The sequence below is a fragment of the Burkholderia oklahomensis C6786 genome, assembly GCF_000959365.1.
GTDB classification, from domain to species: domain Bacteria; phylum Pseudomonadota; class Gammaproteobacteria; order Burkholderiales; family Burkholderiaceae; genus Burkholderia; species Burkholderia oklahomensis.
Window position 1 is genome coordinate 3662080 of the sequence record NZ_CP009555.1, and the last position, 17331, is coordinate 3679410.

Below are 17331 nucleotides of genomic sequence, written 5' to 3' on the forward strand. Positions count from 1 at the left end.
TTGATCTGCGAACCGACGACGAACGCGGACAGGCTCAGCAGCGCGACGATGCCCAGCGCGTAGAACATCGCGGAGCCGCCGTGGTGCAGCAGTGCGAGGCCGCCGAGCCATGGGCCGAGCAGGTTGCCGACGTTGCTGAGCGAATGCGCGCCGTAATAGATGCCGCGCATCGGCTCGGGCGTGATGCTGTCGAGGACGGCGTATTCCGACGGGATCGCAGCACTTCGCCCCACGTGAAGACGACCATCGACACGACGAGAGCGGTCATGTTCGGCGAATTCGCGAAGCCGGCCGCGCCGATCGCGAGCATGCTGCCCGCGGTGAAGAGAATGAGGCGCCGGTCGGTGCCGATGATGCGCAGCTTCGCGGCGAGCGGAAGGTCGGACGCCGCCGCTCCATGCGGTGGGCTGCCGAACACGAGCCGGGCCGTGATCGCGTAGATCGCGATCGAGAACAGCAGGTATACCGCCCCCGTGATGAGGAACACGGGCGATTTGTCGAGCAGGCCGAGCGACGCGCCGAGCAACGGCCCGATCGCGAAGCCGACGTTGATCGCCAGGTAGCGTCGTGCAAACGCGCGAAGTCGCTGCTCGGGCGGAAGATTGTCGCTGATGGTCGCCTTCGAGACCGGTTCGTAGAACGAGCTCGCGAGATTGATGAAGAGGTTGACGGCGAAGACTTGCCACGCGTCTGCCGCGAAATGAAGCGCGGCGAACGACAGGCTCGATACGAGCAGACAGCCGATCAGCACCTTGCGCCGGCCGAGCACGTCGGACAGATGGCCGCCGAACGTGCCGACGAGCGCGCCCGTGCCGAGCAGCAAGCCGATCGACGCCGCGTCGAGTCCCATCCGTTGGTGCAGATAGATGGCGAGAAACGGCAGGCTCATCGCGCGCGCCATCACGACGAAGCCAGTGCCTACGATCAGCAGCCAGATGAGGAGCGGGTGTCTTGCCTTTTCTTGACTCATGTGCGTCTCATCGAGAACCGTTGAGGACCGGCCGTGCCGAAGCGGCGCACATCGCGGATGCGCCGCATGAGCCGACGTGCGAGCGCGCTTCGCCACCGTGTCGCGGGTCCGCCATCAACTGCGGCCATTCCATCGCCCGCTCGCCGTAGTTCGCACGCATGAAGCGCGCTTCGTCCGGCGACAGATAGCGCTCGTAGATCCGCATCTTCGTCTCCGAAAACGCTCGACGTATTCAACGCGCCAGCCTAGTTCGGCAAGTTCGCTGAGCCCTGCGTGCCCGCGGTGTCGCGCGCATTCGTCGAACTTGCCGCGCTCTTCGCGTTCGTCGGGCCAGTTGCGGCAATCGCACGCGGTGCGTTCGCATCGGTCGCAACGTTCGTTGCAGCAGGAATTCCGACACCGGTGCCCGCGGCGCGAGCGGCATCCGCAACAGCATCGACTGTGCCGGCAGTACCGGACATGCCCGTGCCGCCAGCGTCGTGCATGCGCTTCGCGTCGCCGGCATCCTGCGCACCGTCCGCGCCGCTCGCGCGCTTCGCATCCTTTCCGCCGTCCGTCGGCGTGCCCATCGCCTGATAGAGCCGCGCGGTATCGACAAGCCGCGTGCCCGTCGCGCGAATCTCGTCGAGCCGCGCGTTGCGGTACTGCTGTTCGCTCGCGCGCGCGGCCGACGGCGGCAGCGCGCCGAGCCGCACGCGCGCCGCGGTGTCGTCGAACGCGCCGCGCGCGGCGGCGGCCGAGCGGTTCGACGCGTCGAGCGCGCTCGCGTCGTTGTCGAGCGCGGCGAGCCTGTCGGCGACGTCCTGGAATGCGGCGAGCACGGTCTGCTTGTACTGGTCGACGGCCGCGTCATAGGTCGCGCGCGCCGCGCGGCGCTGCGCGAGCAGCGCGCCGCCGTGGAAGAGCGGCTGCGTGAGCGATGCGCCGACGCTCCAGATCGCGCCCGCGCCCGACAGCATCGCGGGCCAGTTGAAGCCCGCATGGCCCATCGACGCCGACAGCGACAACTGCGGGAACAACTGCGCGGTCGCGACGCCGACCTCGGCCGCGGCCGCCTGCAACCCGGCTTCGGCGGCGCGGATGTCGGGCCGCGCCTGCAGCAGTGTCGACGGCACGACGACGGGCACGTCCTCGGGCAGATGCAGGTCGGCGAGCGCGAGATCGGCGCTCGCCTGATCCGGCGTGCGGCCGAGCAGCACGGCGAGCGCGTGGCGCGTCGTCTGCCATTGCTGGCGCAGCGCGGGCAGGCTCGCTTCGAGCGCCGCCGCGCTTTGCTGCGCGTTCAGCATGTCCGCGTGCGACGCCGCGCCGAGCCGGTAGCGCGCGGCCGTGTCGTTCGCCTGCTCGCGTGCAAGCGCGACGAGCCGCTCGGTCGTCGAGACCTGCTCGGCGAGCGCGGCCGACGTGACGGCAGCCGTCACGATGTTCGCGGCGAGCGCACGCCGCGCGGATTCGAGCTGATACGCGCTCACGTCGACGCGCCTGGACAGCGCGCGGTTCGCGAAACGCGCGGCGCCGAACAGGTCGAGCGTGTAGCTCGCCTGCAACTGGCCCGCGAACACGTCGTAGAGCACGGTCTGCGGACCGAAGGTCGGCACGCCGAGCGCCCGCTCGCGCGTCGCCTGGCCGCCCGCGTCGATCGACGGCAGCAGCGAGCTGCCGATCTGCGCGCGCAACTGCTCGCGCGCGGCGGTCAGGCTTTTCTCGGCGGCGGCGAGCGTCGGGCTGTTGCGCAGGCCTTCGTCGACGAGTGAATCGAGCGCGGGCGACCGGTACTGCTTCCACCAGTCGGGCACCGGCTGCGCGCCGACGTCGAAGCGCTGCGCGACGCCCTGCGCCGCGGCGGTGCGCTCGGGCAGCGGCGTCGCGCCGTAATGCGCGGGCGACGGCATCGCCGGCGGCGCGTCGCTCGGCGCGAACAGCGAGCAGCCGGCGAGCGGGCCGGCCAGTGCGGCGACGGCGGCCGCGGCCGTCGCGCGCCGCGCGGCGCGGGCCGTGAACGGTTGGATCGAAACGCGCATGGTCAGGCTCCCGTGGGCGTGGCGGGCGGCTCCGGGTCGCGCTCGTCCGGCTTCACGCGGAACCACGCGGCATAGAGCGCCGGCAGGAAGAAGAGCGTCAGCACGGTCGCGCTCGTGATGCCGCCCATCAACGCGGTCGCCATCGGGCCGAAGAAGTTCGAGCGCAGGAGCGGAATCAGCGCGAGCACGGCGGCCGCGGCCGTCAGCGTGATCGGCCGGAACCGCCGCACCGTCGCGCCGACGATCGCGTCGAAGCGGCCGTGGCCGGCGGCGATGTCCTGCTCGATCTGGTCGACGAGAATCACCGAGTTGCGCATGATGATCCCGAACATCGCGATCACGCCGAGCATCGCGACGAAGCCGAACGGCTTGCCGAACAAGAGCAGCGTGCCGACGACGCCGATCATCCCGAGCGGCGCGGTCAGCACGACCATCAGCACGCGAGAGAAGCTCTGCAGCTGGATCATCAGCAGCGTCAGCACGGCGATCACCATCAGCGGCATCTGCGCGTTGATCGACGTCTGGCCCTTCGCGCTCTCCTCGACGGAGCCGCCGATCTCGATCCGGTAGCCGACGGGCAGTTGCCCGCGCAATTCGTTCAGCTTCGTGTCGAGCGCGTGCGTGACGTCGATCCCTTGTGCGCCCGCCGCCACGTCGGACTGCACGGTGATCGTCGGCTGGCGGTCGCGCTCCCAGACGACGCCGTATTCGAGCGTGTTGTGGAAGCGCCCGAGCGAGCCGAGCGGCACCGGACCGTTCGGCGTCGGCATCGCGAGGTTCGCGAGATTCGCCGGATCGACGCGCTGCGCGCGCGGTGCGCGCAGATCGACCGCGATCAGCTTGTCGCGCTCGCGGTACTGCGTGACCGTCGTGCCGGACAGCGTCATCGCGAGGAAGCCCGCGACGTCCTGCGACGTGACGTTCAGCTCGCGCGCCTTGTGCTGGTCGAGCTCGAAGCGCACCGAGCGCTCGGCGGGCTCGTCCCAGTCGAACTGGACGTTGACCGCGCGCGAGTCGGCGCGCATCGTCGCCGCGACCTTTTCGGCGATCGAGCGCACGGTCGCGATGCTGTCGCCGCTCACGCGGAACTGCACCGGATAGCCGACGGGCGGGCCGTTCTCGAGCCGCGAGATCCGCGTGCGCACGGCCGGGAACTGGTCGCGCAGCATCGGCGCGAGCCACGCGGAGAGCTTTTCGCGATCCTCGACCGACTTCGCGGTGATCACGAACTGCGCGAAGTTCGGCAACTGCAGTTGCTGGTCGAGCGGCAGATAGAAGCGCGGCGCGCCGGAGCCGACGAAGTTCACCGAATGGTCGATCTCGGGCCGTTTTTCGATCAGCTTCTCGAGGCGCTGCGCCTGCCTGAGCGTCGCGTCGAACGAGGCGCCTTCGGGCAGCCGCAGATCGACGAGCAGCTCGGGGCGATCGGAGCTCGGGAAGAACTGCTGCGGCACGAGCGAGAAGCCCGCGAGCGCGACGACGAACAGCGCGATCGTGATCGCGAGCACGATGAAGCGCCGCTCGATGCACCACTTGATCCACACGCGCAGCCGCGTGTAGAAGCGCGTGTCGTAGATGTCGTGGCCGTGCGCGTGATCGTGCGCGGCGTCGGGGGCGTGCGGCGCGCCGGCGGCGTCCTTCGGCGGATGCTTGCGCTCGGGCAGCATGTGATAGCCGAGGAGGGGAATCAGCACGACGGCCGCGAACCACGACGCGATCAGCGCGATCGCGGACACCTCGAAAATCGACCGCGTGTATTCGCCGGTGCTCGATTTCGCGAGCGCGATCGGCAGGAAGCCGGACACGGTGACGAGCGTGCCCGTGAGCATCGGGAACGCGGTGCTCGTATAGGCGAACGCGGCGGCGCGCGCGCGGCTGAAGCCCTGCTCGAGCTTCACGGCCATCATCTCGACCGCGATGATCGCATCGTCGACGAGGAGGCCGAGCGCGAGCACGAGCGTGCCGAGCGACACCTTGTGCAGCCCGATGTCGAACAGGTACATGAAGAGCGCGGTGACGGCGAGCACGACCGGGATCGAGATCACGACGACCATCCCGGTGCGCAGGCCAAGCGACACGAGGCTCACGATCAGCACGATCGCGACCGCCTCGGCGACCGCCTCGAGGAAATCGTCGACCGAATGCGACACCGCGTGCGGCATGCTCGACACTTCGTTCAGCTTGAGACCCGCGGGCAACTGCGCCTGCAGCGCCTTCGACTTCGCGTCGAGCGCCTTGCCGAGCCGGATCACGTCGCTGCCCGGCTGCATCGTGACGCCGATGCCGAGCACGGCGCGGCCGTTCGCGCGCATCTGCGTGGCGGGCGGATCGTCGTAGCCGCGCTTGATCGTCGCGAGGTCGCCCAGGCGGAACGTGCGGCCGTTGATGCGGATCAGCGTGTCGGCGATCGCGTCGACGCTCTCGTACTGGCCGCTCGGGCGGATGAACACGCGGTCGTGCGCGGCCGTCAGCACGCCCGGCGACGACACGTCGTTCTGCGCGTTGATCGCCTGCGCGATCTGCTGCGGCGAGATCCCGAGCCGCGCGAGGCGCGTGTTGTCGACCTCGACGAAGATCCGCTGGTCGGGATCGCCGAAGTAGTCGACTTTCGCGACGCCCGGCACGCGCAGCAGCACGACGCGCAGCTGGTCCGCGTAGTCGTGCAGCTGCGCGGGCGAGAAGCCGTCGCCTTCGAGCGTGTAGATGTTCGTGTAGACGTCGCCGAATTCGTCGTTGAAGAACGGCCCCTGGACGCCGGGCGGCAGCGTCAACGAGATGTCGCCGACCTTCTTGCGCACCTGATACCAGGTCTCCTGCACGTCCTTGACGGGCGCGGAATCCTTCATCGCGAAGAAGATCAGCGATTCGCCGGGGCGCGAGTAGCTGCGCAGATAGTCGATCGCGGGCGTCTCCTGCAGCTTGCGGCCGATCCGGTCGGTGACCTGCTCCTGCACCTGGCGCGCGGTCGCGCCGGGCCAGAACGTGCGGATCACCATCACGCGGAACGTGAACGGCGGATCTTCCGACTGCGCGAGGCGCGTGTACGCGAGGATGCCCGCGATCGTCGCGAGCGCGATCAGGTAGACGACGAGCGCCTGATGGCGCAGCGCCCATGCGGACAGGTTGAAGCGTCCGCCTTCTTCTCGGCCCGCCGTCATGACGCGACGTCCTCCGGATGAAGCGGCGGCACCGCGCGCACCTTCTCGCCCGCGCTGACCGTGTGCACGCCTTGCAGCACGACGCGCTCGCCCGGCTGCAGCCCGTTCGACACGGTCACCGTGCGCTCGTTGTAGCGGACGACGTCGACGCGGCGCAGCTCGAGCGTGTCGTCCTGCTTGCGCACGACCCACAGCGCGGGCGCGTTGCCCGCGTGGAAGAGGGCCGTCGACGGCAGCGTGAAGCGCGTCTGCGCGGGCGCGTTGCCGGATGCGTTAGACGAGAACGACGCGTTCGCGGTCATCCCGAGCCGCACCGCGGGATCGGGCTGCGCGAGCGTGAGCTTCACGCGGTACGTGCGGCTTTGCGGATCGGCGGCGGGCGCGATCTCGCGCACGCGCGCGTCGAACGTGCGGCCGGGCAGCGCCGGCAGCGTGACGCGCGCCGCATGGCCGGGGGTGAGGAGCGGCAGCTCGCTTTCCGGCGCGTCGGTGACGACGTCGACGTCGCCCGACCACGCGAGCTGATAGACGGGCTGGCCGGCGGACACGTTCTGCCCGGTGTCGGCCTGCTCGGCGGTGATGTAGCCCGCGTGATCGGCCACGAGCGTCGCGTATTGCAGCTGGTTCTTCGCGAGCGCGAGCTGCTGGGCGGCCTGGTCGCGCTGCGCGCGCGCCGATGCGTACGCGTTCTCGGTCTGCTCGAGCTGCGCGGGCGCGATCAGGTTCTCGCGCGCCTGCGCACGGTCGCGGACGACCTGCTGCTGCGCGAACGTGAGCGAATGCGTCGCGGCGTCGAGCTGCGCCTGCGCGCTCGCCGCGTTCTTCGCGACGTCGGACGTGTCGAGCAGCGCGACGACCTGACCCTTCTTCACGGCGTCGCCCAGGCGCACCTTGCGCTCGACGATCTTGCCGGCGATCCGGAACGACAGCGGCGTCGCGTAACGCGGCTGGATCTCGCCGGGCAGCGACACGGCGGCGGCGACGCCGTCCGCCTGGACCGGCACCGCGACGACGGGGCGCGGCGCGGGCGGCGCGGCTTCCTTGCGGTGGCAGGCGGCAACGATGAGCGCAACGCCGATCATCAGCGCGGCGCGAGAACCGGAACGATTCACGGTGACCCCTCGGACAGGAGAAAACGGAAAAAACCGGCAAGCCGGATGCGCTTGCCCGGCATCGCACGCGGAAAAACAATCGGCGCGCACGTTGCTGACTTCCTTAAAAAAACTTGGCTGAATTTTAATACAGGGTTGTATCTGGATGCAAAGGTGTTTCGATTCGCGAGAAGATGCTAGACTCCCCGACCATGAGACCGACCCGCCTGACCCGAGAACAAAGCAAGGACTTGACGCGCGAGCGTCTGCTCAACGCTGCGCACAAGACTTTCACGAAGAAGGGCTACGTGGCGACGAGCGTCGAGGACATCGCGTCGGCGGCGGGCTATACGCGCGGCGCGTTCTATTCGAACTTCCGCAGCAAGGCCGAGCTGCTGCTCGAGCTGCTCAGGCGCGATCACGAAGAGGCGGAGTCCGATCTGCAGAAGATCTTCGAGAGCGGCGGCACGCGCGACCAGATGGAGGCGCACGCGCTCGAGTACTACAGCCAGTTCTTCCGCAACAGCCAGGCGTTTCTGCTGTGGGGCGAGGCGAAGCTGCAGGCGACGCGCGACGCGAAGTTCCGCACGCGCTTCAACGAATTCGTGAAGGAAAAGCGCGATCGCTTCGCGCATTACATCCTGACGTTCGCCGAGCGCGTGGGCACGCCGCTTCTGTTGCCCGCCGACGTGCTCGCGCTCGGGCTGATGAGTCTGTGCGACGGCGTGCAGTCGTACCATGCGGCCGACCCGCGGCACGTGACGGGCGATACCGCGCAGGAGGTGCTCGCCGGCTTCTTCGCACGCGTCGTGCTCGGTCGCACGCCGGATTGACGCCCGGTTCTCGGCGGCGTGCGCGGCGGCGCGCTCGGCGGCCGGCTTCGTCCGCTCGTGCCGCGTGAGGCGCGGCGGGACGCAGTCCGCAGCGACCCGGAGCGACGGACAGGACTCGCGCGCCGCCGCGTCGCCGTCGCGACGAATCGTCGATTCCGGCGCACGCCGGCCGACGGCGCGGCTCGGCGCCGGCGGATCGTTCAGCGGTCGGCGTTGAGGCGCCGATACGCGTCGAGGAGCGACGTCTTGTAGACGACGCCCGCGAGCGTCGGATCGTCCGCGCGCTCGACGACGGGCAGCCGCTCGCCCTGGAACTGCATGAAGTGCTCGAGCGCGGCGCCGATCGGCATGTCCGGCGTGAGCAGCGGAAACGGCGTGTGCAGGTAGTTCGCCGCGCGCTTGTGCGTCGTGTCGCGCTTCTCGAGCAGATCGGACGTGATGTCCTTCAGCGCGACCGCGCCGCGAAAGCGCCCGGCGTCGTCGGTCACGTACAGATACTTGACCGGATATTCGAGGAACACGCGCGTCATGTCCGCGACGCTCGCCGTGAGCGGCACGACGGTCGCGGCGGGCTGGATCAGGTCGCGCATCTGCGTGGTGCGCAGGCGCATCCGTGCCTCGTCGTCGCGATGCCGGCGCAGCGTGATCTCGTACATCGACGTCTTGCCGATCGCGCGCGCCGCGAAGTACGCGACGACGCAGGACATCATCAGCGGCAGCACGACCTGGTAGCTCAGCGTCATCTCGAAGATCATCAGGATCGCCATCAGCGGCGCCTGCGTCGCGCCCGCGAGGAATGCGCCCATGCCGACCATCGCGTACGCGTACCACGCGGACACGTGCGCGGGCATCAGCGCATGCAGCGCGATGCCGAACAGCGAGCCGACCACGGCGCCGACGAAGAGCGTCGGCGTGAAGATCCCGCCGACCGCGCCGGAGCCCGCCGTCGCCGCGGTCGCGATCAGCTTGAAGACGAGCACCGCGACGAGCGCCTGCCAGGTCCACGGCGAATGCAGGATCGCGTTGACGACGCTATAGCCGTTGCCCCAGACGTCGGGCACCCACACCGAGATCACGCCGACGACGAGTCCGCCCAGCGCGAGCCGCACCGGCAGCGGCGCGGGCAGGCGCTTGAACTGCGTCTTCGACAGATCGAGAAGGCGCAGGAACTGCGGCGCGGCCGCGCCGCAAAGCAGACCCAGCGCGACGAAGAACAGCACTTCCCAGCCGGCGACGGCCGGAAACACCGGCATCTCGTAAGGCGGCTTGTAGCCGGCGAACTCGCGCATCACGATGTTCGCGACGACCGACGCGACGACGACGGGCCCGAAGCTCTCCATCGCGATCGAGCCGAGCACGATCTCGCAGACGAAGAACGCGCCCGCGATCGGCGCGTTGTACGCGGACGTGATCCCCGCCGCCGCGCCGCATGCGACGAGGAGGCGCAGCCGCGGCGGATCGAAGTGCGCGAAGCGGCCGACGAGCGACGCGGCGAGCGCGGCCAGCTGCACCATCGGGCCTTCGCGGCCGATCGAGCCGCCGCTGCCGATCGTGAGCAGCGACGACGCGCTGCGCCACAGGCTCTGCCGCACCGGCACGATGCCGTCGCCGAGCGCGACGGCTTCCATGTAGTCGCTCTTGCTTTCCTTGCGCGCGCCGCGCTGCGCGACGAGCAGCACGCAGCCCGCGAGGAAGCCGCCCGCGGCCGGCAGCCAGAAGCGGACCTGCCACGGCAGGTGCTTCGCCATTTCGGTGAAGCTGCCGCTCGTGCCGGAAACCGCGCGCTGGATCAGCTCGATCCCTTCGCGGAACGCGACCGTCGCGAGCGCGCCGCCGATGCCGACGATCACGGACCAGACGAGCATCGTGTGCGCGTCGGACAGGCGAAACAGGGTTTGCGCACGGGTGCGCAGCTTGAGCAGGAACGAGAGCACGACGAAGGTGGTTCTGCGGATGAAATCGAGCGGAAGAATAGCATCGCGCCGCGTGCGCGGGGCGGACCCGGCGCACGCGGCGCGGCGGCGCGACGAAGAAGGCGGCCGTTCAGCCAAGCCAGCGCTCCGTCGCCCAGACGATCGCATAGCCGCCGAAGGTCAGCCACGCATACAGGATGAAGCCCGTCGCGAGCGCACGGGGGCCGGCCGCGCGGATCTGCGACATTCGCGTCTCGATGCCGAGCGCCGTCATCGCCATCGTCAGCGCGAACGTGTCGAGCGCATTGAGCGTGCCAATCGCGGCGGCGGGGAGCATCTGCAGCGAATTCACGATCACGAAGCCGAGGAAGCCGAGCGCGAACCACGGCACCGCGAGCTTGCGCGACGCGCCGTGACCGGCCGCCGAGCTGCGCGCCGCGCGGGCGAGCCACGCGCCCAGCACGAGCAGCACGGGTACGAGCAGCATCACGCGGGTCATCTTGACGATCGTCGCGACGCGCGTGACTTCCGGGCCGACGTCGCTCGCCGCGCCGACCACCTGCGCGACCTCGTGGATCGTGCCGCCGAAAAAGAGGCCGAGGCCCGTCGCGTCGAGGTGCAGCCAGCCGGCGCGGTAGGCGAGCGGGTACGCGAACATCGACAGCGTGCCGAACAGCACGACGCTGCCGACCGCCATCGCGCTCTGGTGCGGCTTCGAGCGCAGCGTCGATTCGAACGCGAGCACGGCGGCCGCGCCGCAGATCGCGCTGCCCGCGGCGGTCAGGAGCGCGGCGTCGCGATCGAGCTTCATCAGCTTGATGCCGGCCCAGGTGCCGACGGCGAGCGTGCTCACGACGACGAGCGCCGACACCGTGAGCCCCGGCAGGCCGACTTGCGCGATTTCCTGCAGGCTCACGCGCAATCCGAAGAACGCGACCGCGATCCGCAGCAGCTTGCGCGCGGAGAAGTCGACGCCGGCCGCCCAGCTCGCGGGCATGCCTTCGCGCAGCAGGTTGCCGTACAGCGCGCCCGCGACGATTCCGACGATGAGCGGGCTCAGGCCGAAATGCGCGACCGCGGGCATCTGCGCGACGCTCGTGACGGCGAGCGCGAAGAGGCCGACGAACAGGATGCCGTTGAGCCGTCCGCGCATCGACGACGCGGCGGCGCTGAGTTGGGGAGAGGTGAGCGTGGACATGGCGTCGTTCGATTCGTTTTCCGTGACAACGGACCTAATCCTAATTTGGATATATCGATATGAAAAATCGTCATTTGTAACGTAAGATATCCGGAAACCCGATATTTTCGAGCGATGACCCCTGATCAACTGATAACGTTCGCCGCGGTTGCCGAGCATCGGAACATCAGCCGCGCGGCGCTCGCGCTCCATCTGTCGCAGCCCGCAGTGTCCGGCCAGCTGCGCCAGCTGCAGGACGCGTTCGGCGAGCCGCTGTACCAGCGCGACGGGCGCGGCGTGCGTCTCACGCCGGTCGGCGAGGCGCTCGCGCGGCATGCAGTGCAACTGCGCGACACGTTCGCGCAGGCGCGCGCGTATCGCGACGCGGTGCGCGGGCTCGAGCGCGGCACGCTGCGGATCGGCGCGAGCACGACGCCCGCGAGCTACCTGCTGCCGTACCTGCTCGCCGCGTTCCACCCGCTCGCGCCGGACGTCGCGATCCAGACGATGAGCGGCAACACGTCGGACGTCGTCGCGTCGCTCGCGTCGCTCGACGTCGCGCTCGTCGAAGGCCCGCCCGGCGACGCGCTGCCGACCGGCACGACCGTTCACGAGTGGCGCGAGGACGAGATCGTCGCGATCGTGCCGGCGTCGCACCCGCTCGCGGCGCGCCGCGCGCCAGGCCGTCCGCGTGCGACGCTCGACGAGCTCGCCGCGTATCCGCTCGTGCTGCGCGAGGCGGGCTCGGGCGTGCGGCAGCTCGTCGAGCGCGCGTTCGCGCGCGCGGCGACGCCGCTCGCGGTCGCGTTCGAGATCGCGGGCGTCGAGGCGGTGAAAGAGGCGGTGCGTGCGGGAATGGGCATCGGCTTCGTGTCCGCGATGTCGCTTCGGCATGACGACGCGGCGCTCGCGATGGTGTCGATCGCGCCCGAGCCGCTCACGCGCCATTTCTCGATCCTCGTGCCGCACGGCGCGACGCCGTCGCGCGTCGCCGCGCGCTTTCTCGAGCTGTGCGTCGCGCAGGCCGATCGGGCTTGAGGCGGGCGGTGGCCGGCTATCGACGGCCGCGGTCGGCGCGGTCGCCCGGCGGCCCCGGCGCAAGGAAGCAGAGGCCGGCCGGCACGGCGATTTCGGCGACGAACGCCGCCAGCAGGACGGTGTTCGGCACGCGCGCGCCGCGCAGGCGGCCATATCCGAAGACGACGATGAAGACGGCGCTCGTGAGCATCAGCGCGAGGCCGAAGATCCGGTTGCGGCGATACCAGAGCGCGGCGTCGCGCAGCGTCGCGCGTGTCCTGACGCCGTAGAAGCGGTTGGGGCCGATTCGCTTTGCCGCGAGCGGGACGGCGAGAAGAAAGAAGAGTGCGCTCGCAAGCAGGTACGGAAGGTCGAGCATGCCGTTTGCTCCTGTGGGACGGGCGGGACGAAACGCCGGGGCGCCGGCCGGCGCGGGACGACCGATTTTCGTCCGCATCCCGGCGGCGCGCCGTCGGCTATTCTGCACCGGCGGCGAGCCGTCAACGCCGCGGGTTCACCGGCGGCCGTGCCTAGGGATTTCCTCTATAGTCCGCTTCGAACGCTCGGCGCACTATTCGTTCACTGGCGAATGGAACCGGTTCCAAGATCGTGGTTCCAGTGAAACCCGATCGCAGAGGAGGCGAGCAAAGCATGATCGACATCGTGATCGTCGCGAGCGCATTCGGCGCGGACGCGGTACGCCGCGCGGGTCATCGCGCATTCGTCGCCGCGGCGGCGGACGCGGGCGCGGCGGGTTTCGAGGTGCGGCGCGAGCTGTTCGCGTCGGACGACGACGCGGCGACGCCCGCGCTCGGGCAGCTTGGCGACGCGCTCGCCGCGGCCGGGCTGTGGTCGGTGTACTCGACGCCCGCGACGCTCTACGCGGACGACGGCGGCCTGAACCGCGACGCGCTCGCCGCTACGCTCGCGGAAGCCGACGCGCTCGACGCGCGCTTCGTCAAATTCCAGCTGGGCGGCTTCGCCGCGCACGCGCACGCGGCCGAGATCGCCGCCGCGACGCGCGGCGCGCGTGCCCGCGTGCTCGTCGAGAACGGCCAGATGCGGCAGGGCGGCGCGCTCGCGCAGTTCACGTCGCTGTTCGCCGCGCTGCGCGACGAAGCGTTCCCGGCGCTCGTCGGCATGACGTTCGACATCGGCAACTGGCTGTGGGCGGGCGAAGCGCCGCTCGCCGCCGCGCGCGCGCTGGCGGACCACGTCGAATACATCCATTGCAAGGCGGTCGACGGCGAAGGCGCGCGCCGCTTCTCGATCGCGCCGCCGCCGCGCGACCGCTTCTGCGACGACGCGCTCGCGCTGCTGCCGCGCACGGTGCCGCGCGGAATCGAATTTCCGTTCGACGCGGCGCGCGTGGCCGACGATGCGACGACGCGCGTCGCGTGGCTGAAGGCCGCATGAAACCCACCCGCTCGCGCCCGATTCGGCCAAGCGCCGCGCTCGCGCCGACTCCGGGCCACTGACCGAAGGAGTAAGCCAACACCATGCCAGCCCCGCTCGACGTCGTCACCTATGGCGAAGCGATGGCGATGTTCGTCGCCGCCGAGCCCGGCCCGCTCGACAGCGCGACGCAATTCACGAAGCGCATCGCGGGCGCCGATCTGAACGTCGCGATCGGCCTCGCGCGCCTGGGCTTTCGCGTCGGCTGGATCAGCCGCGTCGGCGCCGATTCGTTCGGCCGCTATGTGCTCGACACGCTCGCGCGCGAGCGCGTCGACGCGTCGCGCGTGACGGTCGACGCGCGCTATCCGACAGGCTTCCAGCTGAAGTCGCGCGCGACCGACGGCGCGGATCCCGCAGTCGAGTATTTCCGCAAGGGCTCGGCCGCGAGCCGCCTGTCGCTCGACGACTACGCGTCCGACTACGTGCTCGGCGCGCGGCACCTGCACCTGACGGGCGTCGCGCCCGCGCTGTCCGAATCGTCGCGCGAGCTCGCGTTCCACCTCGCGCGCGCGATGCGCGCGGCGGGCAAGACGGTGTCGTTCGATCCGAACCTGCGGCCGACGCTGTGGCCGTCGCCGGAAGCGATGGCGCGCACGCTGAACGCGCTCGCCGAGCATGCGGACTGGGTGCTGCCGGGGCTCGCCGAAGGCCGGCAGCTGACGGGGCTCGACACGCCGGCCGAGATCGCGCGCTTCTACCTCGAGCGGGGCGCGCGCGGCGTGGTGATCAAGCTCGGCGCGGCGGGCGCATACTTCCGCACGGCCGACGGCCGCGAAGGGACGGTCGCGGCCGAGCGCGTCGAACACGTCGTCGACACGGTCGGCGCGGGCGACGGCTTCGCGGTCGGCGTCGTGAGCGCGCTGCTCGAAGGCCGCGCGATCGAAGACGCGGTCGGGCGCGGCAACCGGATCGGCGCGCTCGCGATCCAGGTGATCGGCGACTCGGAAGGATTGCCGACGCGCGAACAGCTCGATCGAATCGAAAACCTGAGCAATGCGCCGAATCGGCTAGAGGCGCCGCTCGCCCGATAAGCCGCCCGTCCCGACGCAGGACGGGCACAATCGCGGCGAACCGCGCGTTTCATACGGCGCCGCTCGAAACAGGAGACTCACATCATGCCCGCAACGCTCGCGCTTCGCCGCTGGTGGACGATCATGCCGATCGTCTTCATCACGTACAGCCTCGCGTATCTCGACCGCGCGAACTACGGCTTCGCCGCCGCGGCCGGGATCAACCAGGATCTCGGCATCAGCAAGGGGCTGTCGTCGCTGATCGGCGCGCTGTTCTTCCTCGGCTACTTCTTCTTCCAGATCCCGGGCGCGATCTACGCGGAGCGGCGCAGCGTGAAGACGCTCGTGTTCTGGAGCCTCGTGCTGTGGGGCGGCTGCGCGGCGCTCACGGGCGTCGTCAGCAACATCCCGTCGCTGATGGCGATCCGCTTCATGCTCGGCGTCGTCGAGGCCGCGGTGATGCCCGCGATGCTGGTCTTCATCAGCAACTGGTTCACGAAGCGCGAGCGCTCGCGCGCGAACACGTTCCTGATCCTCGGCAATCCGGTCACGGTACTGTGGATGTCGGTCGTCTCGGGCTATCTCGTCCACGAATTCGGCTGGCGCCACATGTTCGTCGCCGAAGGGCTGCCCGCCGTCGTGTGGGCGGTCTGCTGGTGGTTCCTCGTGCAGGACAAGCCCGCGCAGGCGAAGTGGCTCACCGATCAGGAAAAGCGCGATCTCGACGCCGCGCTCGCCGCCGAGCAGGCGGCGCTCAAGCCGGTGCGCAATTATCGCGAGGCGTTTCGCTCGCCCGCCGTCGTCAAATTATGCGCGCAGTACTTCTGCTGGAGCATCGGCGTGTACGGCTTCGTGCTGTGGCTGCCGTCGATCGTGAAGAACGGCTCGGCGCTCGGCATGGTCGAAACGGGGTGGCTCTCCGCGCTGCCTTATCTCGCGGCGACGATCGCGATGCTCGCCGCATCGTGGGCGTCCGACAAGCTCGGCTCGCGCAAGGGCTTCGTGTGGCCGTTCCTGCTGATCGGCGCGGCCGCGTTCGCCGCGTCGTATGCGCTCGGCTCGACGCACTTCTGGATCTCGTACGCGCTCCTCGTCGTCGCGGGCGCGGCGATGTACGCGCCGTACGGGCCGTTCTTCGCGATCGTGCCGGAGCTGCTGCCGAGGAACGTCGCGGGCGGCGCGATGGCGCTCATCAACAGCATGGGCGCGCTCGGCTCGTTCGTCGGCTCGTACGTCGTCGGCTATCTGAACGGCGCGACGGGCTCGCCCGCCGCATCCTACGCTTTCATGAGCGCCGCGCTCATCGCGGCCGTCGTGCTCACGCTGTCCGTGAAGCAGGCAGGCGAGACGCCGCCGCTCGCCCATCCGTTGCAAGGAAAATGAATCGATGAAGCATCGCATCGTCGTCTACAAGCCGCTCCCTGACGATGTGCTCGCGACCCTGCGCGAGCGCGCCGACGTGACCGTCGTCGATGGCGCCGACGCGCTCGCGCGCGCGCTCGACACCGCCGACGGCGCGCTCGGCGCGAGCCTCAGGATCACGCCCGAGCTGCTCGATCGCGCGCCGCGCCTGCGCGCATGGTCGACGATCTCGGTCGGCTTCGACAACTTCGACGTCGCCGATCTGACGCGTCGCGGGATCGTGCTCGCGCACACGCCCGACGTGCTGACCGAAGCGACGGCCGACACCGTGTTCGCGCTGATCCTCGCGAGCGCGCGGCGCGTCGTCGAGCTCGCCGAATACGTGAAGGCGGGGCAGTGGCGGCAGAGCATCGGCGAGTCGTTGTACGGCACCGACGTGAACGGCAAGACGCTCGGCATCGTCGGGCTCGGGCGGATCGGCGCGGCGGTCGCGCGCCGCGCGGCGCTCGGCTTCCGGATGCGGGTGCTGTACACGAACCGCAGCGCGAATCCGGAAGCGGAAGCGCAGTTCGGCGCGCGCCGCGTCGAACTGGACGAGCTGCTCGCGACCGCCGATTTCGTATGCCTGCAAGTGCCGCTTTCGCCGGACACGCGGCATCTGATCGGCGCGCGCGAGTTCGCGAAGATGAAGCAGAACGCGATCCTCGTGAACGCGTCGCGCGGGCCCGTCGTCGACGAAGCCGCGCTGATCGACGCGCTGCGCGCGGGCACGATCCGCGCGGCGGGGCTCGATGTGTTCGAGCGCGAGCCGCTCGCCGCGGATTCGCCGCTGTTGTCGATGAATAACGTCGTCGCGCTGCCGCACATCGGCTCGGCGACGCGCGAGACGCGGCACGCGATGGCGCGCTGCGCGGCGCAGAACCTGGTCGCGGCGCTCGACGGCACGCTCGCGCGCAACATCGTCAACCGCAACGTGTTGCCGCGCGCGCAGCCGGCGAGGTGAACGTCGCGCGGATCGTGCGCGGCGTGTTCGCCGGGCGCGAAGGAAGCGGGGGAGCGGAAGATTTGCGATGCGGCCTCGCGTGCGCGCTTCGGCGCGTCGTGCCGAGCGGCACGACGAATCGCGCGCTTTCAGCGCGGGCGTCCGATGCGGCGCCGCTCTGCGGCGGCATGGCGGCGACATTCGGTCGCCGAATCGTCAGCAGTCCGACAGCTTGCGGGCTTGCCCGCGAACGCAGGCTTCGATGCGGAGAATGCGATGATGCGCGACGCAGCGACCCTTCATTCGATTCACGCCGCGCAACGGCGGCAACGCGCTGCC

The 17331-nt window shown here is 69.9% G+C and carries 13 protein-coding genes and 1 pseudogene; 6 read left to right on the forward strand and 8 right to left on the reverse strand.

The window, feature by feature from the left end:
• Window positions 1–34 precede the first annotated feature (34 nt).
• The 5 genes and pseudogenes from BG90_RS16315 to BG90_RS16335 form a co-directional block, all read right to left on the reverse strand.
• Window positions 35–970, reverse strand: a complete 936-nt coding sequence (locus BG90_RS16315; RefSeq protein ID WP_010122789.1) for an MFS transporter — start codon at window positions 968–970, stop codon at window positions 35–37.
• An 85-nt stretch (window positions 971–1055) separates the two neighbouring features.
• A pseudogene (locus BG90_RS37360) lies at window positions 1056–1202 on the reverse strand (MerR family transcriptional regulator); the annotation flags it as partial.
• Window positions 1203–1215: 13 nt separating this feature from the next.
• Entirely contained in the window at window positions 1216–2991 is a 1776-nt protein-coding gene (locus BG90_RS16325; RefSeq protein WP_045568227.1) for an efflux transporter outer membrane subunit, read from the reverse strand.
• 2 nt (window positions 2992–2993) lie between these two features.
• The gene (locus BG90_RS16330; protein ID WP_010115167.1) at window positions 2994–6149 is read right to left on the reverse strand and encodes an efflux RND transporter permease subunit; all 3156 of its coding nucleotides are present in this window, start codon (window positions 6147–6149) and stop codon (window positions 2994–2996) included.
• Window positions 6146–7261 carry an efflux RND transporter periplasmic adaptor subunit gene (locus BG90_RS16335; RefSeq protein WP_025989789.1) on the reverse strand — a complete coding sequence of 372 codons (1116 nt, stop codon included), beginning with the start codon at window positions 7259–7261 and terminating at the stop codon, window positions 6146–6148. The genes BG90_RS16330 and BG90_RS16335 overlap by 4 nt, the downstream gene beginning before the upstream one ends.
• Before the next feature lie 191 nt (window positions 7262–7452).
• Between BG90_RS16335 and BG90_RS16340 the strand changes: the two genes are divergently transcribed.
• Window positions 7453–8073, forward strand: coding sequence for a TetR/AcrR family transcriptional regulator (locus BG90_RS16340; RefSeq protein WP_025989790.1), 621 nt, complete (start codon window positions 7453–7455; stop codon window positions 8071–8073).
• A 200-nt stretch (window positions 8074–8273) separates the two neighbouring features.
• On the opposite strand, the gene BG90_RS16345 is transcribed toward BG90_RS16340, so the two are convergent.
• Complete coding sequence (locus BG90_RS16345; RefSeq protein ID WP_010115169.1) at window positions 8274–10007, reverse strand: ClcB-like voltage-gated chloride channel protein; 1734 nt, start codon at window positions 10005–10007, stop codon at window positions 8274–8276.
• A 109-nt stretch (window positions 10008–10116) separates the two neighbouring features.
• A complete protein-coding gene (locus tag BG90_RS16350) occupies window positions 10117–11184 on the reverse strand; it encodes a YeiH family protein (protein ID WP_010115170.1) in 1068 nt (355 codons plus the stop codon).
• A gap of 114 nt (window positions 11185–11298) precedes the next feature.
• Here BG90_RS16350 and BG90_RS16355 point away from each other — a divergent pair, with 114 nt between their 5' ends.
• The gene (locus BG90_RS16355; RefSeq protein WP_045568228.1) at window positions 11299–12201 is read left to right on the forward strand and encodes a LysR family transcriptional regulator; all 903 of its coding nucleotides are present in this window, start codon (window positions 11299–11301) and stop codon (window positions 12199–12201) included.
• Between the two features lie 16 nt (window positions 12202–12217).
• Here the strand turns inward: BG90_RS16355 and BG90_RS16360 are convergent, their stop codons facing one another.
• Window positions 12218–12559 carry an SdpI family protein gene (locus BG90_RS16360; protein ID WP_010103371.1) on the reverse strand — a complete coding sequence of 114 codons (342 nt, stop codon included), beginning with the start codon at window positions 12557–12559 and terminating at the stop codon, window positions 12218–12220.
• A gap of 272 nt (window positions 12560–12831) precedes the next feature.
• Here BG90_RS16360 and BG90_RS16365 point away from each other — a divergent pair, with 272 nt between their 5' ends.
• From BG90_RS16365 to BG90_RS16380, 4 genes are all read left to right on the forward strand, one after another.
• Window positions 12832–13596, forward strand: coding sequence for a TIM barrel protein (locus BG90_RS16365; protein WP_010115173.1), 765 nt, complete (start codon window positions 12832–12834; stop codon window positions 13594–13596).
• A gap of 83 nt (window positions 13597–13679) precedes the next feature.
• The gene (locus BG90_RS16370) at window positions 13680–14669 is read left to right on the forward strand and encodes a sugar kinase (RefSeq protein ID WP_010103384.1); all 990 of its coding nucleotides are present in this window, start codon (window positions 13680–13682) and stop codon (window positions 14667–14669) included.
• An 84-nt stretch (window positions 14670–14753) separates the two neighbouring features.
• The gene (locus BG90_RS16375; protein WP_010103385.1) at window positions 14754–16031 is read left to right on the forward strand and encodes an MFS transporter; all 1278 of its coding nucleotides are present in this window, start codon (window positions 14754–14756) and stop codon (window positions 16029–16031) included.
• A gap of 4 nt (window positions 16032–16035) precedes the next feature.
• Window positions 16036–17013 (forward strand): 2-hydroxyacid dehydrogenase, encoded by a 978-nt coding sequence (locus BG90_RS16380; RefSeq protein WP_010103386.1) that lies wholly within the window; start codon window positions 16036–16038, stop codon window positions 17011–17013.
• Window positions 17014–17331 lie beyond the last annotated feature (318 nt).